We start from the raw sequence: 23,564 nt of genomic DNA on the forward strand, positions 1-23,564 counted from the left end.
CCGGCAACGGTCTCGATGGGACGCGGCGGTGTCGTCGGGGTGGCGCGTGGTGCATTTTCTCCGTTTTCGTGCATTCGGCGAGACGGCACATACATCGCGGAGAGCCGTTTAGTGTGACAAAAGGACCAGACTTCCGGAGAGGAAACGCTGTGCACCTGTTGGGTCCGTGGAGCGAACAATCAGAGCTGGCCGGACGCGGGGGAGGCAAGGCCGGTGGCCTTCGTCTGTTGTCCGAAAGCGGTCTGCAGGTACCGGATTGGATCGTCCTGGGCACCGATGTCTTCGATCGGGTGGTGCTCGAAACCGGACTCTCGTCCGGTCTACACCGACTCCGGACCGCGGGCCAACTCGACGACGCCCTCGTCGCGGCCGCCGAAGTACGCGACGAGATCATCCACTCTGCCCTGTCTGCCGACGTGAGTGAGGTTATCCGACAGGCATATTCGCGGGTCGGTGGCTCTGCGGTGGCGGTGCGGTCGTCGATGGCGGGCGAGGACGGCGAGTATCGTTCGTACGCGGGCCAATTCGACACATTCCTGAACGTGCGTGGTGAGTCCGCGGTGATCGACGCCGTGCGCGGATGCTGGGCGTCGGCGTTCTCGCCACGGTCGATCGCCTATTCCCACGCTCGCGGCGGCGGTGACGCCGGTGGTGTCGCCGTCATCCTGCAACACCTCGTCGACGCCGATGCCAGCGGAGTCGTGTTCACCTGCAACCCGATCACCGGTAGCGCACAGGAGACCGTCATCAGCGCGGTGTACGGTCTCGGCGAAGGCCTGGTGTCGGGTGCGGTGGACGCCGACACCTACATCGTCGACGCCGATGGTGTGATCGGCGATACCGTCATCGGCGCCAAGGAAAGTCGTCATCGACCCGATCCGGACGGCGGAGTGCGGCAGGAGCCGGTCGGCAGCACCGAGCGGGCGCGTGTGGTACTGACCTCCGCCGAGATCGGCGAATTGACCTCGGCGGCACACCATGTCGCCGACTCCGTCGGGTCGCCTCAGGATATCGAGTGGGCGATCAGCGGTGGCACCCTCTGGTACCTGCAGGCGCGGCCGGTGACCGCGTCGGCGCCGGCGCCCACCGACGGCGGCGGACACCGTGGCGATGGCGATGTCCGCGATACTGTTGTCCGCGAGGCGGTTGTGCGCGGTGCGGTTGTGCGTGGTGCCGGAGAAGTGCTGGGGGACAATGAGAAGCGAATCTGGGACAACTCCAACATCATCGAGAGTTTCAACGGCATCACCTCACCGTTGACGTTCACCACCGCCGCCGACATCTACGGGCGGGTCTACCTCGGCTACGCCGAATCACTGCGTGTGCCGCCTGCCCAACTCGCGCAGGTCGCGCGGTGGACCCCGGTGATGCTGGGGACCTTTCACAGCCGGGTCTACTACAACCTGGTGCACTGGTACCGGATGGTGGGTATCGCGCCCGGGTACCCGCTGAACCGCAAGGTCCTCGAGGCCGCACTCGGCGTGGCCGAACCGCTGGACACCGCGTGGGCAAAGACGTTGCGACCCTACGACTTCGCCACGCCGCTGCATCGGGTGGTCGGACGTGCGGTCACCACGGTCACCTATCTGCGCCGGCTGCGCGACATCGATGCCATCGTCGCGGACTTCCTCGAGGAGTTCTATCGCGTCTACGACCGCTTCGAGGAACTGGATCTGGACTCGGTGACCGGAGCGCAGGCCTACGCCGCCTATCGGGATGTGGACGCCGATCTGGTCCGGCGGTGGGGCCCGTTGATGGTGCTCGACGCGATCCTGTTGACGCTCACCGGCTCGATGTACCTGCTGACGAAGGTGTTTCTGCCGAAGGCCCCCGAGTGGTTTCTCTATGCGGTCCTCGGCCCGGGTGCCGATGTCGAATCCGCGGAGCCGGCCCGGGCGATGACCGACCTGGCCCGGCGCGCGGCCGCCGATCCCGCGGTGCGGCACCTGGTCGAGACGACCGCACCTGCGCGGTGCCACGACGCCCTGGTCGCCGGCGGGCACTCCGCGTTCCTCGCCGCGGTCGAGGACTACCTGCGCCGCTACGGGTATCGGAGTCTGGACGAGTTGAAACTCGAGATCCCCGATCTGCGTGAGGATCCGTCGTCGGTGTTCGTGATGGTGCGCAGCGCGATGACGCAGGCGCAGGACTCGTCGGTGACCAGCGGCGCGGGGAGTTCGTCGACTCCCACAGCGCAGGAGTATCTCGATGAGCACCTGGCCGGTGTCCGGCGGCGCATCTATGATCGCTTGCGCGCCAAGGTGTCCCGATGCGCGGCGCACCGCGAGCGGCTGAGATTCGCGCGCACCAGGGCCTTCGGGATGGTCAAGAGACTGATCCGGGTGATGGCTCGTGACCTCGTGGAGCGCGGAGTGCTGGAGCACTTCGAGGACGTCTTCGACCTCACGGTGCACGAACTGCGCCGGTGTTACGAATCCGGGCCCCCCGACGATATCGCTGACATGGTGCACGCACGACGGGCGGCGCGCCTGGACGATTCGGCGCTCGTGGCGCCGGAACGCTTCGTGACCGTCGGCGCGCAGTTCGACGACGCCGAGCTCACGGAGCAGGGCTGGGTGCCGCTCGAGTCGATTCCGCCCGCACCGACCGGCTCGGTGCTGGTCGGCACCCCCTCGTGTGCCGGGGTCGCCGAGGCCACCGCCGCGGTGGTCACGCGGCCCGACGATGTTCGTGGTGGCGTCCTGGTCGCCTACCGCACCGATCCCGGTTGGGTGGCCGCGCTGCCGTCGGCGTCGGCCCTGGTGATCGAACGCGGCAGCCCCCTGACCCACGTCGCGATCGTCGCGCGGGAACTCGGCGTGCCGACCGTCGTACAGGTGCGTGACGTGACGGCCCGATTGCGCAGCGGGATGCGGGTCCGGGTGGACGGCACCGTGGGCACCGTGACGGTGCTGGAGTCGGTACCCGAGGACGCGGCCGATGACGCCGAACCACTTCGTGAGGAGCGACATGCGTGAACTCGACGACCTGAGCGCCACCGAGGTCATCCGGGGCTGGTTACGGAACCCGGCGCGCGACCGCGGCATTCATCTGGCCGGGGAGGGGCAGGAGTGGACGTTCCGCTCCTATGGCGCCATCGCCGATCATGCGGTGCGGATCGCGGTGGACGTGCGGGAGCACGGCGTCGCCGGCGGCGACGGGGTGTGCGTCATCCTGCCGACCGACCACACCTGCGCCGCGGCGTTCTATGCGGTCTGGGTGTGCGGTGGTGTGCTCACCCCCATCGCGCCGCCGACATTCGCCGATCTCGACCAGTACCGGTCCCACGTCGCCGCCATCATCGATCAGGCGCGGCCACGGCTGGTGGTGACCGAACCGGGACTCGCCGGGCTCGTGCGGGAGGCACTCGAGTTGTCACGTGTGCGCTGCCGGTTGCTGGAGGTGACCGATGACCCGGCGGCAACGGCGAGCGATGGCGCCGACCTCGACGAGGTGTGGGGCCCGGCCGGCGAGTGCGCGTTGCTCCAGTTCACCTCCGGCTCCACCGGCACACCGCGCGGAGTGCAGATCTCCTGGGAGAGCCTGGCCACCAACACCGCCATGATCAGCGAGCTGCTCCGGTGGCGCGATGGCGAACCGATGGCATCCTGGTTGCCGCTCTATCACGACATGGGGCTGGTGGGCGGATTCCTGACCACCGTGACCAATCAGGAGGATCTCCACCTGATGCGGCCGGATCACTTCGTCCGTGACCCCGTGCGGTGGCTACGTGCGATGACCGTCGCGCGTCACACGCCGTCGCCCTCGTTCGCGCTGGGCTACCTCGCGCACCGCGTCGGGGCCGAGGAGATCGCGGACCTCGACCTGTCCGGATGGCGAACGCTCGCCGTCGGTTCCGAACCCGTCGAGATCGGCGACCTGCAGTCGTTCACCGACCTCGCCGGTCCGTGCGGATTCGACGCCGACGCCGTCACACTGGCCTACGGATTGGCGGAGTCGACGTTGATGGTCTCCTCCTCGCGCCGGGACGCACCGATTACCCTGGTGCGTCCGGGCGTGGGTGGACTGCGCTTCGGGTACCCCGTCGACATCGCCGAGACCCGCGAATTCTCTTCCGGTGCAACTTACTCCGGTACCGGCTGGATCGCCGGACTCGGCTGTTCGACGGGCCGTTCACAGGTCGCGATCGTCGACGACGCCGGGGACACGCTCCCCGACGGGGTTCTCGGTGAGGTGATCGTCACCGGCAGCTCGGTTGCCTCGGGCTATTCCGACGACCGCGCGCCGGCGGCCGGGAGCACCCGCATCATCGACGGGGTCCTCCACACCGGTGATGCCGGATTCCTGCTCGACGATGAACTGTTCGTGTTGGGCCGGATGGGATCGAGCCTGAAGGTCCGCGGGCGGTCTGTGTTCATGGAGGACCTCGAATCCAAGGTATCCGCCGAATCGGGCATCACCAAGGGCAAACTCGCCGCCGTGGCCGTCACCGACTCACGGGACCGGGGCGTGGCACTGTTCGCCGAGGCGGCCCCGGGGGAGTGGATGAGTGCCGCCCGCACCATCATTCGTGCCGAACTCGGCCCCGCACACACCGTCACCATCGTCACCGGCCCGCGCGGCCTGATCCGCCGCACCTCCAGCGGCAAACCCCGCCGCCGACACATGTGGCAGTTGCACACCGCCGGTGCGCTCGACGGTGCCCTGACCCACGACGTGGACGGGACCAGCGCCCACCCGGCACCGACCCCGACCCTGGCCGCGCAGCGCGTCACCGAACTGCTGGACTCCGCACTGGAATTGGTGACGATGCCCGACGCGTGCGCGGTGGTGTTCGAGGGATCGCTCGCCGAGGGATTCGGCAATGAGGGGTCCGACGTCGATTTCCTCGTCATCGCGGCCGGCGACGACGAGATGCCCACCCTGCCCTCGGTGCTGTTCGCCGATGGTCGTCGGCTCGAGATCCGCACGCGGTCGGTGGCCCAGCTGCGGGAGCAACTCGAGACGGTGGCACGCCACGCGTCCGCCGGCACCGTCGACGAACTCGGTGAGGACCTGCTCAACCGGTGCCAGCGATTCCTGAACTCGACGCCCATCCGTGAGAGTGCCGATGTCGATCTGGGTGAACTGCGAAACATCCTGTCGCGCCAGCAATTCGCCGACACACTGACCTCGTGGTGGGCGGATCGGGCCCGGCAGGCCTTCCGGCAGGCGGTGGCATTGCGTGTTCTGGACTGCGCCGACGAGGCATCCGGATGGGCCGTCGACGCGCTGACACAGGCCGCCAAGAGCTGGTGCGCCGCCCACGGCGAAACCTACCTCGAATCCAAATGGCTGCCCCGCCAACTCGATCGGGCCGCCGAACGCGGTGACGCCGATCTGATCGCCCGGCTTGGTCGCCTCGCCGACGACGCCCGCCACAATCCCGGACTCGACGAGTCGTGGTGGGTGCGCGTCGCGGAGACCTCGACCGCACTAGGTGTCGACGCGGACGGATGGTGCGATTCCGATCGGCTGCGCCTGACGCGGATGCCGGGTGTGACGACGTGGACGGTCGCCGACCGGATCCACGTCATCCGTTCCGCCGCCGAGGTTTTCGCGCTGACCGACACCGCCGCCCGGGTGTGGCGTCAGGTGGTGTTCCGGCAGCCACTGACGGCGGTGCTCGACCGGGCTGCGGCGGCACTGGAGGAGGTCGCCGACGGCGTCGCGTCGCCGTCGGTGCGCGCGTGCATCGCCGAGTTCGTCCGTCTCGGGCTGGTGGGCCTGGACTGGCGCGACGCGGGCGCCCTACGACCCGCGATGGCGATGTGCGAACCCTCGCCGCCGTACACGCCGCCGCCGTACGCACCGTCGCCCGTCGTGGGACAACCGCTGGTGGGGTTGACCGGTGCGGCGCGGCCCGAGGTCGGCATCGCTGTGCTCTCGCCGCTGCCGGCGCCCCGATTCGTCTCCGCCGCACTGGATCTGACGTGGTCGAATGTGGTGGCGGAGAACGCGCGGGAGGATCTGGTCGGGGCGGTCAAGAGTGGCCAGGGGGCGGTGGCGCAGGTCGCCGCGGACCGCCTGATCGCGATGGCCGCCCGGATGATGCTGTCCTCGAACGGTATTCATCCGTTGCCGCCCGATGTCGCACCCACCGCGACGCTGCGGCGTCTACTCCCCGACGGAGCCGGACACCGCGAGGTGATGACGCGGTTCGAGGTGGCGTCGGCGCTGCACTGGCGGGCCCTGGTGGACGGGGGTGATCCGCTGGCCGGCGTCGAGACTCTCGACGGGCTCCTCGGCGAGGTCCGTGCCCGGGTCGAGGGGGCCGGATTCCCGTCGTCCTTCGACTCGAAGGAGCAGTGGCGCGCCACCCTGGCGATCGCCTACGACTGGGTTCGTATCGGCACCCACCTCGGGGTCCCGCTGCCGTTGGCCGAAGCGCAGGACCTGGTCGGGACCGGCGGTGCGCAGCCACACACCGGAGCACAGCCATACAACGGAGCGCAGCCATACAACGGAGCGCAGCCATACAACGGAGCGCAGCCATACAACGGAGTGCAGCGATGAGCGGGGTGAGCGCCGGTGTCCGAGAAGTGATCGCCGCGATGGTTCCGCCGTCGGGAGCGGCGGTGGGCGCCGAGGATCTCCTGGGAACCGCACGTCTGCGCGAGGATCTGGGATTCGAGTCCATCCGGCTGATCGAACTGACCATGGTCCTCGAGCGGCGCTTCGCCCTCGCCGCGATACCGCCGGAGGAACTGGCGGGCGTGCGCACCGTCGACGATGTGATCGCCGTGATCACCCGGGCGGTCGAGGCGGGTGCGGCGTGAATGATCATGTTCTGGTGACCGGCGCCGCGGGCCTCGTCGGCGTGGAGGTCATCGCCCGCCTCCAGGCACACGGGACGCCGGTGATCGCGTTGACCCACAATGTCGGTGAGTTCGTCGCGAACGACGGTGCGCTCATCGCCCCGCGTCGCGTCGTCGCCGGCGATGTCCGGGAACGCGGTTTCGGGGCGCGGGTCCGCGAGGTCGCCGACGATCTGCGGCGCGAGGTGGGGGCGATCGTGCACTGCGCCGCGACCACCGCATTCGACGCCACCGACGAGGAGTACGCGACGCTCAACGTGGCCGGGACCGCGAACGCCATCGAACTCGCCCGCCGCTGGGATGTGCCGCTGGTGCATGTCTCCACCGCCTACGTCTGTGGGCTGCGCACCGGCCGGATCGCCGAGGACGACCTCGATGCCGGTCAACGATTCGGCACCCGATATGAGCACAGCAAGTTTCGTGCCGAGCAGCTCGTCGACGACGCCCGCGCCGACGGGCTGCGCGCGGTCACGGTGCGACCCGGCATCGTCACCGGTACCACCGCCGACGGTGCGATCCGCGACCACAAGAACCTCTACACCGTCGTCAAACTGATGGTCGAGGGCAAGCTGCGCACCCTGCCCGGGCGATACGACGCCACCATCTCCCTCGCGCCGGTCGACCACGTCGCCGACGTGGTCACCGCCGCGGCGCTGCGCGCCGACGACCTCGACGGGATGACGCTGCACGCCGTGGGTTCCCACCCGCTGACCCTGCGTGAGCTGTCCGACGTCCTCGCCGAATACCCGTCGTTCGCGGTGGCCACCTTCGTCCCCGACTCGGCCTTCGACGTCGACGCCCTCGACGCGATCGAACGTGACTACTACCTCCGCGTCGGATCGCTCTACACCAGCTACTTCGCGCGGCGCCTGTCCTTCGACACCACCCACGCCGACGCACTCCTGGGCCGCCCGTCCCCGGAATGCGACGTCGAGTACCTGCGGCTGCTTCTCGATCACTGTCTCGACATCGGATACCTCGGCGCGCCGCTGCCGGATGTCGAGGCGATCCTCGCCCGACTCGGGGGTCGACGATGAATGCTCCCGTCCCATCCCCGGCACGCGAGATGGTCGGCGCACCTCGCTCGACCGTGGACCTCCTCGTCGCACTCGGCGTGCCCACCGAACGCCACGTTGATCTGCTCGCGGACACCTACGTCCTCGAGGCGATCGAGCATCTCGACCGTGCCGGAATCGATCCGCGGTGGTTCGCCACGCGCTGCTCGTTGCTGCTGATCAAACCCGATGCGATCGTGGCGCGGGCCGTGCAACCCACTCTGGTCTGGCTCGCCGACCGCGGGTGGCGGGTGCGTCATGCCGCCCGGGTACCCGCGGATCGTCATCTCGCGCGGGCACTTTGGGCGCGGTCCTGGGCGACCGCGTCACCGGAGCGACGACGACTCGCGGACCTGCTGGTCGGCATCTGCGATGCGATGGTGCTCGTCGTCGAGGATGATGAGCCGCCCGGCGCGGGATTGACGCCGCCCGCTCGCTTCGCTCCCGGCGCGGAATCGGCGACCGAACGGCTCACCCGGGAGAAGGGTCCGACGAAACCGCCGGCACGGAAGCCGGGCCAACTGCGATACATCCTCGGACGCCACACCTACCTGCTGAACCTGGTGCACACCCCGGATGCGCCGATCGACGTGCTGCGGGAATGGGCGATCATCTCCGATGAGGCGGCGCGGCAACGATGTCTGACCGACATGCTCCGCCCGGCCGACGACTCCGATGGTGCCGACGAATCCGACGGTGCCGCAGCGGCTCTGAGCCTGGTCGAGGAACTCTACCGGCAGGTCCCCGCGTGGAGATTCGATCGGGACGCCGCACTGAGCCGCATCCGCCACGACCTCGCTGGCACCGGAATCGGCTGTGCCTCCGACGATGACGCGGCGTGTGCCGCACTCCTTCGCACCGCATGGGCGTCGGAGACGCCGATGGACCCGTGGTCGGTGATCGTGCTCGGCTCCCACGTCCTGCCGATGATCGGCGATCCGCAGGTGCGCGCAGCGGCCTCGGCGCCGATCACACCGACCACCTTCTCGACCACCCGGAGGGCACGATGAGTACCGACCCGCTGAGCTCACGAACCGAACACGCTGTGCACGAGACGATCTCGACCCACTCTCATACCATTGCCCGTGAGCTCGTGCACCGCTGCGCGGTCTCGGAGGTGTTCGTCACCTCGCTCGCCCGACCGTATCCCCGGGGTGACACCGACTTCGTCGTCGGTGCGCAACTGCCGCGCATGCACGCCTACTACGGCGATCACCTCGGAGCCCAAGCCGGACACCATGATCCGCTGATAGTGATGGAGGTGGCGCGGCAGGCGTCGATCGCACTGACCCACACCTACTTCGACGTCCCGCTCGACAGCGCATTTCTGGTGCGGACCTTCAACGGGCTCGCCGCGCCCGGATCCGCGTGGGAGATCGGTCGCGCACCGGCCGACCTGGACATCGCTGTGCGCGTGGCGAATCGGCATGTCGCCGCCGAACGTCTGCGGGGGCTCGATCTCATCCTCGACATCGGCCTGGACGGCGCACATCTCATGACCGTCGACGGGTCGTTCTCGTGGACCACCCCGAAGCAATGGCGCGCGTTGCGGTCGCAGGCCCGTGGCGGCGCCGAGATCGGGCCGATCACGATGCCCGATCCGATCTCGGCGGAGACGGTGGGTCGCAACGATCCCCGCAACGTCGTCATCGGCTCATGGGACCCGGCGGCCGGGACACCGAGCGCACCGCTGGTCGTCGACATCGACCACGGCGGACTGTTCGACCATCATCTCGACCACGTGCCCGGAAGCCTGCTGCTGGAGGCCGCGCGGCAGGTCGCGCTCACCGTGTCCGGTGCGGAGTCCGGTGTGCCGGCCGGCCGGATCACCGCCGTGCACAGCACATTCGGACAGTTCGTCGAGCTGGATCGGCCCGCGGTGTGCGTGGCGCGGCGGGTCACCTCCGCGGACGGGGTCACCACGGTGCTGGTGAGCATCGAGCAGGACGGTCGACGCTGTGCCGACATCCATGTCGCGGTGACCCCGGACGCGGCGCGGGACCGGTGAGCATCATCGACCGGGGTCGGGGCACGACGCCGCGAGGTGTCTCGGCGACTCGGCTCGTCCGGTTCACCGCGGTCATGTACAAGCCGCAGTACCTGCTGTACGGGATCCTGTGGACCCTGGCATTCGAGGGCACCGCGGCACATCTGAGCGGTCAGCAGTGGCGGCCCGGCGCGGCGACCGTGGTGCGGATCGTCGTCGTGGTCATCGTGTTGCTCTACCTGCGGATGGTCGATGAACAAAAGGACCTCGAGTACGACCGTCTGCACCATCCCGATCGTCCGCTGGTGACCGGTGCGGTGACTGCCGCCGATCTGCGCGTCGGGATGGCGGTGATCAGTGTTGTCGCGGTGGGGGTGTCGGCGCTGTTGTCGTGGGGATCGGCGGTGGCCATCGCGGTGGTCCTGGCCTACGGGCTGGGATTGTGGGCAGCGGAGTCGATGTGGCCGGCGCTGCGCGACGGCGTGCTGGTGAACCTGGCGATCACGTATCCGATACAGCTCCTGATCGCCGGCTATGTGCTGGTGTCGGGCATCGGCACCGGTCAGATCGACGCCGACGGGCGGGTCGGCTGGGCGGTGCTGATCGTCGCCGCCGCGTTTCTGCAGTTCGAGTTCGCGCGCAAGATCTCCCGTAGACCCCGGCCGGGGGAGATGTACTACTCCAACGCGGTGGGGGCGTGGCCTGCGGTCGGGGTGTCGCTCGGTCTGGTCGCCGTCGCCGTGGGTGCGAGCCTCGTCGCCTTGGCGCCGTGGCAGTTCGGCGGATGGCCCGCCGCCCTCGGGTGGTTGCCCCTGGCGACCGCGATGATCCCGGGACCGGCCGCGGTCGCATTCCGCCGTGGCGGCGACGACTATTCGCCGGTACCCGCCGTCATCTTCGTGCTCGCGTTGTATCTCGAACTGATCGTGGCCGTGTTGGTGGTGCCGGCGTCATGACGCGTTCGACGACGACGGTGATGCTGCCGTCACCGACGGTCCTCGAGTCGCACCCGCAGATGCGACGGCGACGCGACGAAGTCGGTGGTCGACGGACGAACCGGGCGCGGGTCGGCGAGCCGCGGCGTCCGGTGCGCGAACAACGCCGCCGTGGCGAGCAGGATCGTCGACATCGCGAAGTTGCTTCCCGGGCAATGACGTTCGCCGACGCCGAAGGCGAGGTTGGCCCGTTTGTCGATGTGTTCGACCCGCCCGGGCGCCCAGCGGTCCGGATCGAAGGACTCCGGATCGGCGAAGTAGCGGGGATCATGGCTCACCAGGTACGGACTGTAGATCACCATCGCGTCGGCCGGCAGGGGCAGCCGGCCGGTGGTGTCGTCGCCGAAAGTGACCGGCCCGTCGGCGTTCTGGCTGCTGATCCACGGACTCCACATCCGCAGGGTCTCCTGGACCACCCGCCGCAGGTACACCAATTCGGGCAGGTGGTCGGCACGGACCGGGCCGTCACCGACCACCCGCGTCACCTCGTCGACGACCCGCGTCGTCACCGTCGGTGCCCGCAGGATCTCGTACCAGACCCACGCGAGAATAGAAGCGGTGGAACCGACTCCGGCGGCCACCATCAACAGCAACTCGTCGACGATCTCGTCGTCGGTCAATCCGTCGGCGGGGTCGTCGGTGTGGCCGACCAATACCGACAGCACATCGTCGTGATCGCGGACCTCGGTGCGGTATGCGGCGACGACGGTGCCGATCTCGCTGCGCAGCATGGCCGCTCGTCGGGCGAAGCGACGGTTGGCCACGATGCGCAGACGTTGCACCGGCGCCGGCAGCGCACCGCGCACGATCACCTCGCCCAGCAACCAGGGCACGGTGTCGCGGACACGTTGCAGGGCGGCCGCACCGAAATCGGCGCTGAACAGGGTGGAGGTGACGGTCTCCAGGATCAGTCCGTGTGCCTCGGTGGTGAGGTCGACGGTGTCCGCGGCGGGCAGTCGGCGCGACCACGAGTCGGCCAGCGCGGCGGTGGTGATCGCGTAGCGGGCGAGCCGGCCCTGCCGCAGGGCGGGCGCCATCTGCCTGCGGCGCTTCTCATGTCGGCTGCCGTGCAGCACGTTGGAGGCCTCGCGGATGGCCTCGTGCATCGCGCGCGCGAGGTCGTCGCGATGGAACTCGCCGGCGGTGCGGAAGCCGACCTGACGGATGAGATCCGGCGTGGTGAGCAGATACGCCGGCGTGCGCCCCAGGTCCAGGCGCACCACCGGGCCCACCGAACCGAGGGTGCGGATGAAGTGCAGACCACGCCGCAACGCCACCACGCTGTGCCCGAGAACCGGCACCGCGCCGGGTGCGACGGGAACCTCGTCGGGTGTCGCGGGCAGGTGGGTGTGTCGCGCCCGGGCGTCGTCGATGAGATCGGTGTACAACGCGAGGATCTCGGTGCTCAGTTCCGATTGCCGGACGGGCGATGTGCCGGCGATGGCGGACGAACCGAGCCGCGACAGGCGATCGGCGGCCTCCCGCAGGGGACGGCGATCGTCGGCGAGCCCGGCCAGCAGCCCGGCCATCGTCGATGTGGTTGTGCCACCGAGGAATCCCGAGTCGGCGTGAATGCTCTCGGCGACGTCGGGATCGCTGTGGATCACCGGGAGCCCGGCGGCGGCCGCCTCGGTGAGGACGAGTCCCTGCGTGTCGAACCCGACCGAGGTGAACAACAGTGCGTCGTACCCACGCATCGCCGCGATCACCGCGGCGCGGTCCCTCCGACCGAGGAGACGAACCCGATCGGCGACGTCCAGTTCGGCGATGCGGTTGGCTGCCGTGGCGACCTGGTCGCCGTCGCCGATGAGATCGAGTGTGACACCGGGGGATGCGGCGACGGCCTCGATCGCCTGAAGGGGCCGCTTCTCGGCGGAGAGCCGACCACACCACAGCAGGCGCAACGGGCCGTCCGCGGGGTCGGGCCGCGATCCGGTGAGTTCGTCGATGAGGGTGTCGTCCACGCCGTTCGGGATCACCCGCACGTCACCGGCGTAGCCGTGATCGGTCAGCCGCGTGGCGAAGTGGTGGCTGGGTGTGATCACCGCGTCGGCGGCGTGGCACTGGGCGATCATGGTGTGCCACACGTGATGTGCGGCGCGCGATTCCGTGATTCGGGCACCTCGGGCACCTCGGGCACCTCGGGCACCGGGCACCGCATCGGACGGTTCCTCCCGGCCGCGCTGAGAGATGGCCGCGCGGTGCAGGATTCGCATCGCGAGGGCGGTCGGCAGGGGTGCCGGCGAGGTCAGTTCGACGAAGGCGTCGTCGCGGCTGTGCATCGTCTGGACGAGCGGCAGATGATGCCTGCGAGCGGCACGCACCCCGGCGGCGCCCACACCGTAGGTGGTGTGCACGTGCACCAGGTCGACCGGTCCGCGACGGGTGAACTGCTCGTCGACGAGACCGGCGACCGACCGGGTCGGAAAGACCGCGGGAAAACCGTTGACGGACAAGCCGAACACCGGTGGCAGGGTGACGAGCCGGTCCGCCGCGGCGGTCGGCTCGTCGCATTCGGATTCCGGTGCGAACACCGTCACCGTATGTCCACGGCGTCGCAGTTCTCGCGCCTGGTCGGCGACGGCAACCGAGATCCCACCCAGGGTGTCGGGGTGGAAATCGGTGAACATGGCGATGTGCATCACCAGCAGGGTAACCACATCCGGCCGTGCGCGGCCAGCATCGTCGGCGATCGCGCCGTCGTCTGGATGACGAATCGGAGGACAGCACAATGAAAGTGGCGATACCACTCACCGGCACCCGAGGTGATGTGCAGCCGGCCATCGCACTCGGGCTCGAACTCATCGGTCGGGGCCACGACGTCCTGGTGGGCGCACCGCCCAACCTCGTCGACTTCACCGGACGCGCCGGACTGTCCGCCGTGGCGTGCGGACCCGATGTGGCGCAACTGTATTCGTCCGACGAAGGCCAGCGGGCGTTGGCTGCCGGCAGCACCCTGGCGCTGATGCGGATGGTCGGCGATCAGATGGCCGCCTATGCCGACCAGATGAACTCGGAGGTCATCGAGGTGTGCCGGGGGGCCGACGTCGTCGTCGCGACGCTGCTCACCGAGGACCGCGCGGCGTCGGTCACCGAGGCATTCGACATTCCGCTGGTCACCATGCACGGATTCCCGGGGCGGCCGAGTCGCACCTACCCGTTTCCGGGGGCGCTTCCCGCTCATCTGCGGCCACCGGCACTGGTGAACCGGGCCACGTGGACCATTGCCGACAACCTCCGTCGAATGGTGTTCCTGCCGTACCTGAACCGTCTGCGTCGTGAACTGGGCCTGCGACGCAGCATCGCCACACCGACCCAGATGTGTGCCCGGCGTGGCGTGCCGGAGATCCAGATCTATGACCCGGCGCTGGTCCCGGGTCTCGCCGAGGAGTGGGGCGACCGCCGACCCCTCGTCGGGTTCCTGCCGCTCGAGCGTGACGCCCGCGAGGCCGTCGGAGAGATGGCCGACGGACACGGCGAGGTGATGGACTGGATCGACGCCGGAGATCCCCCGCTGTACTGCGGATTCGGGTCCATGCCGATCCGGGATGCGGCGGCCACCGTGGACATGGTGCGCGACGTCGCGTCACGCCTGGACACCCGCATCCTGGTCAGTGCCGGATGGAGTGATCTCGATGCCGATACTCCCGGCGATGATGAGCGGGTCCTGGTGACCGGCGCGCTCGCCCACGACGTGGTGTTCCCGCGGTGCGTCGCGGCCATGCATCACGGCGGTATCGGCACCACCTTCGAAAGCCTGCGCGCCGGACTGCCGACCCTGGTGTGCTCGGTGTCCTTCGACCAGCCGATGTGGGGTGCACAACTCGAGCGACTCGGTGTCGGAGCCCACCTGCCGTTCGTGAAGCTCACCACGGACTCGTTGACCGCGTCCCTGCGCACGGTGCTGGAACCCGATGTCGGGGTACGTGCGCGTGAGTTCGCCGGGCGTCTGGCATGTCGCACCGATGCGACGGCACGTACCGCCGACATCGTCGAGGCGGCGGCCCGGTGACGAGTCGATGCGCGGGGGTGTCGGTGGCCATGACATCCTGATCTCCACGAAGTCCACCCGCCGCGCCCCGGTGGGGCGATCTGTTTCGAGGAGTGAGCGCACAATGTCGGTGACCTATGGCGGCCACGAGTATCGGCTGGTCATGTTCGATCTCGACGACACCCTGGCCCCGTCGAAGAGTCCACTCGACGACGCGATGGTCGAGGTGATGCGGCGTCTGCTGCAGCGCAGCCTGGTGTGCATCATCTCCGGCGGCCGCTACGAACAGTTCCGGGCCCAGGTACTCGACCGGATCGGCGACATCGACGACGTCGCCAACCTGCACCTCATGCCCACCTGCGGCACCCAGTACGTGCGATGGTCCGACGGTCAGTGGCAGACCGTCTACGCCGAGGACCTGACCGACGATCAGAAGCAGCGCACCCTCGACGCGCTGGAGACAGGCGCCAAGGAACTCGGCGTGTGGGAGTCGGAGACCTGGGGGCCGATCCTCGAGGATCGTGGCAGCCAGATCACGTTCTCCGCGCTCGGCCAATCGGCGCCCGTGGATGCCAAGAAGGCATGGGATCCGGACGGCGCGAAGAAGGAAGCGCTGCGTGCCTACGCGCAGGAGCGGCTGCCCGATCTCGAGGTGCGCAGCGGTGGTTCGACGTCGGTCGACGTGACCCGTAAGGGCATCGACAAGGCCTACGGCGCCGGCAAGCTGATGGAGATCCTCGATCTGAAGCTGTCCGACATCCTGTTCTTCGGCGACCGTCTGGATGAGGGTGGCAACGATCGTCCCGTGCAGGACATGGGTATCGAGTCGGTGGCCGTGCACGGCTGGGAAGACACCCACGCGAAACTTGTTGCACTGCTGGAGAACTGAACGGCGGTAACGCCGGGGGCGCTCAGAGGTGGTCGAGGGGTGGGCGCCGCCGGAGTTCCTCGCGACGCAGGCTCTCGATCTGCGCCGCTGCCGACAGCACCACCGGCTCACCACCGGCCGGGCCGATGACCTGCACGCTCTGCGGAAGACCGGCCCGGTCGAATCCGACCGGGACGGCAGCGGCGGGATTGCCGAGCACATTCCACATACTCGTGTACGACGAGACATCGGACGCGGCCCGTGCGAGACCGACGAACCCGTGACGGTCGATCTGGCCGATCGGAAGAGCTGTCGTCGACGTGGTGGGTGTGAGTACCACATCGACATCGGAGAACAGGGTGGCGAGAAAGCCGTGTGCGGTCGCCTCGGCGTTGCGTTCGGCGCGTCCCACGAACGGGCGCAGCACGCGGCCCAGCGTGGCCATCCGACGCGTCGGGCGTTCCAGGAGATCGGGATGCTCCACCCGGGACGCCTCCTCGGCCACTCCCGTAGCGACCTGAATCTGGAAGGGGATCACGACATTCGGGTAGTCGGGGTCATCGCGCACCACCTGATGGCCGGCGGCGGAGAGTTGGTCGGCCAGGGCGGTGAGCACCGCGAGTGATTCGGAGTCTGCTTGCCCGCCGCGCATCGGGTTGCGGGTGGAGACCAGAATCCGGAGTGGCTGCGGCGTCGACGCGGCGGCCTCGGTGAAGGTGCCGGCCAGTGGTTCCGCGCGGAAGCGGTCGGTGTCGGCGGCGCCGGCGATGACGTCGTAGATGAGCGCGCTGTCGGCGACGGTGCGGGTCAGCGGGCCGAGAGTGCCCAGGGCTCGCCACAGATCCGGGTGGGGTGCGGTCGGAACCCGGCCGCGTTGTGGTTTGAGGCCGAAGAGTCCGCACCAGGAGGCGGGCAGTCGGATGGATCCACCACCGTCGCCACCGATCCCGGCGGCCACCATTCCCGACGCCACCGCGACCGCGGTACCCCCACTCGACCCGGCCGGGGAGCGGGTCGGATCCCACGGATTACGCGTCCACCCGTGCGCGGCGGACTCGGTGAACGGCCAGATCCCGAACTCGGGCATCCGGGTCTTGCCGATGATGATGGCTCCCGCCGCGCGCAGTCGACGCACCACCTCGGCGTCGTCGCGTGCCGGTGTGAGAACGGCGCCGCCCCCGTAGGCGGTGGGGAGTCCCGCGACGTCGTTCTCGTCCTTGACGGCGATCGGGATGCCGTGGAGCGGTCCGAGCAGGGTTCCCGCGCGACGCCGGGCGTCGAGGTCATCGGCCGTCGCACGAGCCGAGTCGGTCAGGACGTGACCGAACGCGTTGAGAGTCGGATTGAGGCGCGCGATCCGGGCGAGGCTGTGCTCGACGAGGTCGCGGGCGCTGACCACGCCGTCAGCCACCCACCTGCGCTGGTCTGTGACCGTACTGAACGCCAACTCCACCACGCAGGTCATTATGACGGGTAACGATCTGAGGTGTCGAGGCCCGTGCGATGCGGCGGGATCGGTGTATGTGTGCCGGGGTGCGGATTTGCCGGCGCTGTCAACGGAAAACCGGGCGCTGTCAACGGAAACCGGGCGCTGTCGCTGGTCGCCTCACGCTGTCGCTGGTTGCCTATTACCGTCGGTCGAGCCCGACGAAGCGAAGCTGAGGAGGCGTCGAGACCTGGTGAGATGCGGCTGGGCCGTTCGACAAGCGCTGTCAACGGAGTTGCGGGCGCTGTCAACGGAAAACCGGGCGCTGTCAACGGAATTGCGGGCGCAGTCAGGGGGCGGTGACCGAGGCGACGGTGCTGTGGCGGTGGCCGTCGAGGAGGTTGTCAGGTGATGGGACCGGCCGCGGGCGTGACGTGCGGGGCGCCGCTGGCGACCCGGTATGACCGTGCGTGATAGCTGCCCGTGCGGGGATCGGTCTTGTCGGTGAGGAAGTACCAATCCATCTGTGTTGCAGCGGGAGTCACGGTGAGGACAGAATAGCCGTGGGCGTCGAAATCGTTCCACCGGACGTGCCGGTTGGCGGCGATGAGGCCGGTGGTGACGGCCGTGCCCGCGGTGTGCTCGGGTACGCCCAGAATGTCGTCGATGTTGCTCGACGTCACCGAGGTGACCACCAATTCGGTTGCCACCGAGCCCTTCTGCGGATAAGCCGCGGCGTCGACGGGGACGTCGCACGCCCACGACGAGTGGATGTCACCGGTGATGAAGACGACATTGTCGATACGGTTCTTCGTGATCGTGTCCAGCAGGCGATGCCGGTCGGCGGTGTAGCCGTCCCACTGATCGGGGTTGTAGGGCATGCCCTCCCGGGGAAGTCCGAGGGTCTCGGTGAGGGCCGAGGTCGTCTGGGCGTCCAGGGGTGGCAGCAGCACCGGGCTGATCATCACCGGATTGCCGACGATGCGCCACCGCGTGGAGGATTCGACCAAACCATCTGTCAGCCAACGCATCTGGGCGGGACCGGTGATCGATCGGGCCGGGTCGTCGATACTGCTCGAGGTCACCGACGACTGTTCGTCGCGGTAGGTGCGCAGATCGAGCATCGACAGTTCCAGCAGTCGCCCGAAGCGGAGGCGGCGGTACAGGTGGCGGCCGCCGGCATCGGCGGCCGGCCGGACCGGCATCCACTCGAAGTAGGCGCGCTCCGAGGCGGCCTTGCGGGCCGCCCACGCACCCTCGTCGGCCGAGTGGTTCTCGGCGCCGCCGGACCAGGCGTCGTTGGCGGATTCGTGGTCGTCCCAGGTGCAGATCCAGGGCAGGAGACGATGCAGCGCCGCCAGATCCGCATCGGTCTTGTACTGCGCGTGCCGGATTCGGTAGTCGCGCAGGGTGATGATCTCGTTGCGGGGTTCGTGCGTGCGCACCGCGCCGGTCTTGCCGGTGTACCCGCCGTGTTCGTATTCGTAGAGGTAGTCGCCGAGATGGACGATGGCCGTCAGGTCGCGGTGGTCGCGCAGATGACGGTAGGCGCCGAAGTATCCGGCCTCCCAGTTGGAACACGACACGACGCCGAAGCGAACGCGCGCGACGTCGGCGTCGGGCGACGGCGCGGTGCGGGTGTGTCCGGTCGGTGACACCGCGCCCGCGGCCGGACCCGAGCTCACCCGGAACCGGTACACGTAGCGTGTGTCGGCCGACAATCCCGTCGCGTCGACCTTCACGGTGAAGTCGGTGTCCGGTCCGGCCACCGCCGAACCGGAGGACACCACATGGGTGAACTGCTCGTCGCGTGCGATCTCCCAGGCCACGGTTGCTGCGACTCCGCGCCCCGAACCCGGCGTCGCATCCGCCGTCGGCGTGACCCGGGTCCACAGGATCACCCGGTCGGCAAGCGGATCCCCGGAGGCGACGCCATGGGCGAAGACGGCGTGGCCCGGAGCGGCCGCCGCCGGCGACCGGGACACCAGTGGTGCTCCGACGACGGCGGCGGAGCCGGCGACCAGTCCGGACCCCAACAGCGTCCGCCGTGACGTGCCGGTTCGTCCGAGATCGGGCCGTGTCGATCCGGTGGACGCCGAATCGGTGGTCGATGCAGTGATGATGTCTCCCCGGACGCTCGCGATGATTGTGGGCGAGGCACATCATGCGGCACCGGCGGCGGTCCGCGCGAGTTCGGGCACACCGAAATCGTGTGGTCGGCGAAAGGCGCCACCGGGGCGTCGCCCACTGTTCATCCCCCGGTCGTTCATTCCCCTGTTCATTCCCCTGTTCATTCCCCTGTTCATTCCCCCGGTCATTCCCCCGTGACCCGGCGGTGAATCGTCGGCGTCGGCGAGGGCACGTCACCGGCGTCGACGCCGCTGGTGGACAATCGGTGGGATCGTGCGGCCGCGTGGCCCGCGACGACCAGATGAGGAGTCGACGTGTCGGAGATGGTGCCGTTGCGAGTGCAGATGGTGGCCGCCACTGCCTTCACCCCGCCCGCGGAGGTGCCATGGACCACTGATGCCGATGGGGGAGAGGCACTCGTCGAGTTCGCCGGACGGGCCTGTTACCAGAGCTGGGACAAGCCCAATCCGCGGACCGCCACCAACGCCGGATACCTGCGGCACATCCTGGAGGTCGGTCATCTCTCACTGCTCGAACACGCGACGGTGACCTTCTACATCACCGGGATCTCCCGGTCGTGTACCCACGAACTCATCCGGCACCGGCATTTCTCGTACTCGCAACTGTCGCAGCGCTTCGTGCCCGAGCACGACTCGAACGTCGTGCCGCCCCCGGCCATCCGGGGTGACGACGAACTCGAGCGGCTGTTCACCGAGGCCACCGATGCGAGTCGGGAGGCCTACACCGAACTGCTGGCCGCCCTGGAGGCGAAGTTCGCCGACGTCCCCAACGCCATCCTGCGACGCAAGCAGGCCCGTCAGGCCGCTCGGTCGGTACTGCCCAACGCCACCGAGACGAAGATCGTGGTCACCGGCAACTACCGCGCATGGCGGCACTTCGTCGGCATGCGGGCCACCGAACATGCCGACGTCGAGATCCGCCAGCTCGCCGTCGAATGCCTGCGGCAACTGATGGAGGTCGCACCGACCGTCTTCGGTGACTTCGAGATCGGCGAACTGGCCGACGGCACCGAGGTCGCGACGTCGCCGTTCGTCCTGGAGGGCTGAGCGACCCCGGTGCCGTACGCAGGTGCCAACAGCCGACACCTACGGACGGCACTGGCAGGGGACACGCCGGAACAGGCCTCACCTGCGACCCGTTCGCTCCGGCGAGGACCGCCACGGTAGCCTTGAGCACCATGAACGCAGCCGCTTCGCAGCCACAGGCGCACCCATTCGGGACCAACGTCGTGGCCATGGTGACCCCCTTCCGGCCCGACGGTTCGCTGGATCTGGACAAGGCTGCCGAACTGGCCGACCATCTCGTCGGAAAGGGCTGCGACGGCTTGGTGGTCTCCGGCACCACCGGGGAGTCGCCGACGACCACCGTCGCCGAGAAGCTGGATCTGTTGCGGGTGGTGCTCGACGCCGTCGGTGATCGTGCCCGCATCACTCAGGGTGCCGGCAGTTATGACACCGCCGAGAGCATTCGTTTCGCCCGGGCCTCGGCACAGGCCGGTGCCCATGCCCTGCTCGTCGTCACGCCCTACTACTCGAAACCGCCGCAGGCCGGGCTGCTCGCACATTTCCGTGCCGTCGCCGACTCCACCGACCTGCCGGTGCTGCTCTACGACATCCCGCCACGCTCGGTGGTGCCCATCGCCAACGAGACGATGCTGGCGCTCGCCGAGCACCCCCGGATTCTCGGGGTCAAGGACGCCAAGGGCGACCTGCATTCGGCCGCCGGACTCATCGCGTCCACCGACCTGGAGTACCTCTCCGGCGAAGACGCGCTGAACCTCCCGTGGCTGGCGATCGGCGCCAGCGGATTCGTCAGCGTGATCGGACATCTCGTCGCAGATCGCCTGCGCGACATGCAGATCGCCGTGGAGAAGGGTGACCTGCAGGCCGCGCGCGCGATCAACGTCACGATGCTCCCGCTCGTCAACGCGATGGGACGCCTGGGCGGGGTGACGATGGTGAAGGCGTCGTTGCGGATTCTGGGCCTCGAAGTCGGCGACCCCCGACTTCCCCAGGTGCCCGCCGACGGTCCGCAGATCGAGGCGTTGATCGCCGATCTGCGCGCAGCAGGGTTGCTGAGCTGATGACCCGCCCATCGCGTCGCCGCAGCGCCCGCCGCCAGGCCGGCCCGCCCGAGGTCGCTCCCGAACAGCAACCGGCCGAACAGAATCCGGCCGAACAGAATCCGACCGGGCAGACCACATCGCGCCACGCCGCCGACAATGCCGAACCGCCCGTGGTCGCGGTGTCCGAGGTGCCGGACACCACCGTTCCGGACAAGCCGGCGGCCACACGCGGGGGCAACCAGGGCTCGCGCCGATCCGGACGACACGAGCGGCGTGAGAACAGGGGATCCGAGAACAGGGGATCCGAGAACAGGGGATCCGAGAACAGGGGATCCGAGAACAGGGGATCCGAGAACAGGGGATCCGAGAACAAGGGGCCGGGCAACAAGGGATCGGGCAACAAGGGATCGGGGCGTAACGCATCCGGTTCGTCACAGGCCGCCCCCGTGGATCGGCTCGGCACTCCGCGCCGCCTGCCGAAGGGTGCGCTGCGCGTGGTCGCGCTCGGCGGGATCGGTGAGATCGGCCGTAACATGACCGTCTTCGAATACGGCGGACGACTCCTCATCGTCGACTGCGGGGTGCTGTTCCCGGAGGACGCCCAACCCGGCGTCGATCTCATCCTGCCCGACTTCCGCTACATCGAGGACCGGATGGATGACGTCGAGGCCGTCATCCTCACCCACGGACACGAGGATCACATCGGTGCGGTGCCGTTCCTGCTCCGGTTGCGCAGCGACATCCCGGTGATCGGCTCGAAGTTCACGCTGGCGTTGGTCGAGGCCAAGTGCCGCGAGCATCGGTTGCGTCCCAAGCTGATTCAGGTGCGTGAGGGTGAACGCACCCAGCACGGACCCTTCGAGTGTGAGTACTTCGCGGTCAACCACTCGATTCCGGACGCCATCGCGGTGGCGATCCGCACCCCGGCCGGCGTCGCGCTGCACACCGGCGACATCAAACTCGATCAGTTGCCGCTCGACGGCCGGCTGACCGACCTCGCCGGTTTCAGCCGTCTCGGTGACGAGGGCGTGGACCTGTTCCTCGTCGACTCGACCAATGCGGAGGTCCCCGGTTTCGTCACGCCGGAACGTCAGATCGGCGGCGTGCTCGACCAGGTAATCGGCAAGGCCCGCGGCCGCGTGATCGTGGCCTCGTTCGCCAGTCACGTGCACCGCATCCAGCAGATCATCGACGTCGCCCGCGCCCACGATCGCCGGGTCACCTTCGTCGGCCGGTCGATGGTCCGCAACATGCAGATCGCGCAGGATCTCGGATACCTCGAGGTGCCCGCCGGTGTCGTCATCGACATGGACACCGCGGCCACCCTGCCCGATCACCGCGTCGTCCTCATCTCCACCGGCTCGCAGGGTGAACCGCTATCCGCGTTGTCGCGGATGGCCCGCGGTGAGCATCGCCAGATCAACATCCGCTCGGCCGACCTCGTCGTGCTGGCATCCTCGCTGATCCCGGGCAACGAGAACTCGGTGTTCGCGGTGGTCAACGGCCTGGCGAAACTTGGCGCGACCGTCATCACCCAGCAGAGCGCCAAGGTGCACGTGTCGGGTCACGCCTCGGCGGGTGAACTGCTGTACCTCTACAACGCCGTCCGGCCGAGCAACGCGATGCCGGTGCACGGCGAATGGCGTCACCTGCGTGCCAACGCCGCCCTCGCCGAGGCCACCGGGGTCAACCCCGACAGCATCATGCTCGCCGAGGACGGGGTGGTGGTCGACCTCGTCGACGGGCAGGCACGGATCGTCGGGCGTGTCCCGGTCGGTCATGTCTACGTCGACGGTCTGTCGGTCGGCGACGTCGGCGAGTCCACCCTGTCGGAGCGACTCGTCCTCGGTGAGGGCGGCTTCATCGCGATCACCGTGGCGATCGACGCCACCACCGGTCGCGCGGTCAGCACCCCGGAGGTCTCCGGACGCGGATTCTCCGACGATCCCGACGCCCTCAAGGCCGCGGCCGATCTGGTCGATCAGACCCTCGACGCGCTGGCCGCCGAGGGTGTGTCCGACACCCATCGCATCGCGCAGGCCATCCGGCGTGCCGTGGGCCGATGGGTCGCCGACACCTATCGCCGGCGCCCGATGATCGTCCCGACGGTGCTGGCGGTCGGCGACTGATCGCTGCGGTCGGTTCACCGCCGACCGGTTGTTGGAACACAACGGTCGGACCGTCGCTTCGTGGCGGCACGCTCTAGGG

15 protein-coding genes are annotated in these 23,564 nt (G+C 68.7%); 12 read left to right on the forward strand and 3 right to left on the reverse strand.

The window, feature by feature from the left end:
* The first annotated feature begins 149 nt into the window (after positions 1 to 149).
* From ABLE92_RS04795 to ABLE92_RS04825, 7 genes are read left to right on the forward strand one after another with little or no spacing between them, the layout of a single operon-like run.
* Positions 150 to 2,978, forward strand: a complete 2,829-nt coding sequence (locus ABLE92_RS04795; RefSeq protein WP_348803517.1) for a PEP/pyruvate-binding domain-containing protein — start codon at positions 150 to 152, stop codon at positions 2,976 to 2,978.
* Entirely contained in the window at positions 2,971 to 6,516 is a 3,546-nt protein-coding gene (locus tag ABLE92_RS04800; RefSeq protein WP_348803518.1) for an AMP-binding protein, read from the forward strand. The genes ABLE92_RS04795 and ABLE92_RS04800 overlap by 8 nt, the downstream gene beginning before the upstream one ends.
* Positions 6,513 to 6,779 carry an acyl carrier protein gene (locus ABLE92_RS04805; protein ID WP_348803519.1) on the forward strand — a complete coding sequence of 89 codons (267 nt, stop codon included), beginning with the start codon at positions 6,513 to 6,515 and terminating at the stop codon, positions 6,777 to 6,779. The genes ABLE92_RS04800 and ABLE92_RS04805 overlap by 4 nt, the downstream gene beginning before the upstream one ends.
* A complete protein-coding gene (locus ABLE92_RS04810; protein ID WP_348803520.1) occupies positions 6,776 to 7,855 on the forward strand; it encodes an SDR family oxidoreductase in 1,080 nt (359 codons plus the stop codon). Before ABLE92_RS04805 ends, ABLE92_RS04810 begins: the two co-directional genes overlap by 4 nt.
* Positions 7,852 to 8,883, forward strand: coding sequence for a hypothetical protein (locus ABLE92_RS04815; RefSeq protein ID WP_348803521.1), 1,032 nt, complete (start codon positions 7,852 to 7,854; stop codon positions 8,881 to 8,883). Before ABLE92_RS04810 ends, ABLE92_RS04815 begins: the two co-directional genes overlap by 4 nt.
* Positions 8,880 to 9,881 (forward strand): ScbA/BarX family gamma-butyrolactone biosynthesis protein, encoded by a 1,002-nt coding sequence (locus ABLE92_RS04820; protein ID WP_348803522.1) that lies wholly within the window; start codon positions 8,880 to 8,882, stop codon positions 9,879 to 9,881. The genes ABLE92_RS04815 and ABLE92_RS04820 overlap by 4 nt, the downstream gene beginning before the upstream one ends.
* A complete protein-coding gene (locus ABLE92_RS04825) occupies positions 9,878 to 10,816 on the forward strand; it encodes a UbiA prenyltransferase family protein (protein WP_348803523.1) in 939 nt (312 codons plus the stop codon). The genes ABLE92_RS04820 and ABLE92_RS04825 overlap by 4 nt, the downstream gene beginning before the upstream one ends.
* A 29-nt stretch (positions 10,817 to 10,845) precedes the next feature.
* On the opposite strand, the gene ABLE92_RS04830 is transcribed toward ABLE92_RS04825, so the two are convergent.
* Positions 10,846 to 13,497: a cytochrome P450 gene (locus ABLE92_RS04830; RefSeq protein WP_348803524.1), complete on the reverse strand. Its 2,652-nt coding sequence runs from the start codon at positions 13,495 to 13,497 to the stop codon at positions 10,846 to 10,848.
* An 89-nt stretch (positions 13,498 to 13,586) separates the two neighbouring features.
* Between ABLE92_RS04830 and ABLE92_RS04835 the strand changes: the two genes are divergently transcribed.
* Both ABLE92_RS04835 and ABLE92_RS04840 read left to right on the forward strand, forming a co-directional pair.
* The gene (locus tag ABLE92_RS04835; RefSeq protein WP_348803525.1) at positions 13,587 to 14,867 is read left to right on the forward strand and encodes a glycosyltransferase; all 1,281 of its coding nucleotides are present in this window, start codon (positions 13,587 to 13,589) and stop codon (positions 14,865 to 14,867) included.
* Between the two features lie 103 nt (positions 14,868 to 14,970).
* A complete protein-coding gene (locus ABLE92_RS04840; RefSeq protein WP_348803526.1) occupies positions 14,971 to 15,735 on the forward strand; it encodes an HAD-IIB family hydrolase in 765 nt (254 codons plus the stop codon).
* A 22-nt stretch (positions 15,736 to 15,757) separates the two neighbouring features.
* Here the strand turns inward: ABLE92_RS04840 and ABLE92_RS04845 are convergent, their stop codons facing one another.
* Both ABLE92_RS04845 and ABLE92_RS04850 read right to left on the reverse strand, forming a co-directional pair.
* The gene (locus ABLE92_RS04845; protein WP_348803527.1) at positions 15,758 to 17,179 is read right to left on the reverse strand and encodes an amidase; all 1,422 of its coding nucleotides are present in this window, start codon (positions 17,177 to 17,179) and stop codon (positions 15,758 to 15,760) included.
* Between the two features lie 365 nt (positions 17,180 to 17,544).
* A complete protein-coding gene (locus ABLE92_RS04850; RefSeq protein ID WP_496560772.1) occupies positions 17,545 to 19,179 on the reverse strand; it encodes an alkaline phosphatase D family protein in 1,635 nt (544 codons plus the stop codon).
* 405 nt (positions 19,180 to 19,584) lie between these two features.
* Here ABLE92_RS04850 and thyX point away from each other — a divergent pair, with 405 nt between their 5' ends.
* From thyX to ABLE92_RS04865, 3 genes are all read left to right on the forward strand, one after another.
* Positions 19,585 to 20,337, forward strand: a complete 753-nt coding sequence (thyX, locus tag ABLE92_RS04855; RefSeq protein WP_348803529.1) for an FAD-dependent thymidylate synthase — start codon at positions 19,585 to 19,587, stop codon at positions 20,335 to 20,337.
* A 131-nt stretch (positions 20,338 to 20,468) separates the two neighbouring features.
* Entirely contained in the window at positions 20,469 to 21,374 is a 906-nt protein-coding gene (gene dapA / locus ABLE92_RS04860; protein ID WP_348803530.1) for a 4-hydroxy-tetrahydrodipicolinate synthase, read from the forward strand.
* Positions 21,374 to 23,485, forward strand: coding sequence for a ribonuclease J (locus tag ABLE92_RS04865; protein ID WP_348803531.1), 2,112 nt, complete (start codon positions 21,374 to 21,376; stop codon positions 23,483 to 23,485). Before dapA ends, ABLE92_RS04865 begins: the two co-directional genes overlap by 1 nt.
* Positions 23,486 to 23,564: the final 79 nt, after the last annotated feature.

It is taken from the genome of Gordonia oleivorans (genome assembly GCF_040044975.1).
GTDB lineage: Bacteria > Actinomycetota > Actinomycetes > Mycobacteriales > Mycobacteriaceae > Gordonia > Gordonia oleivorans.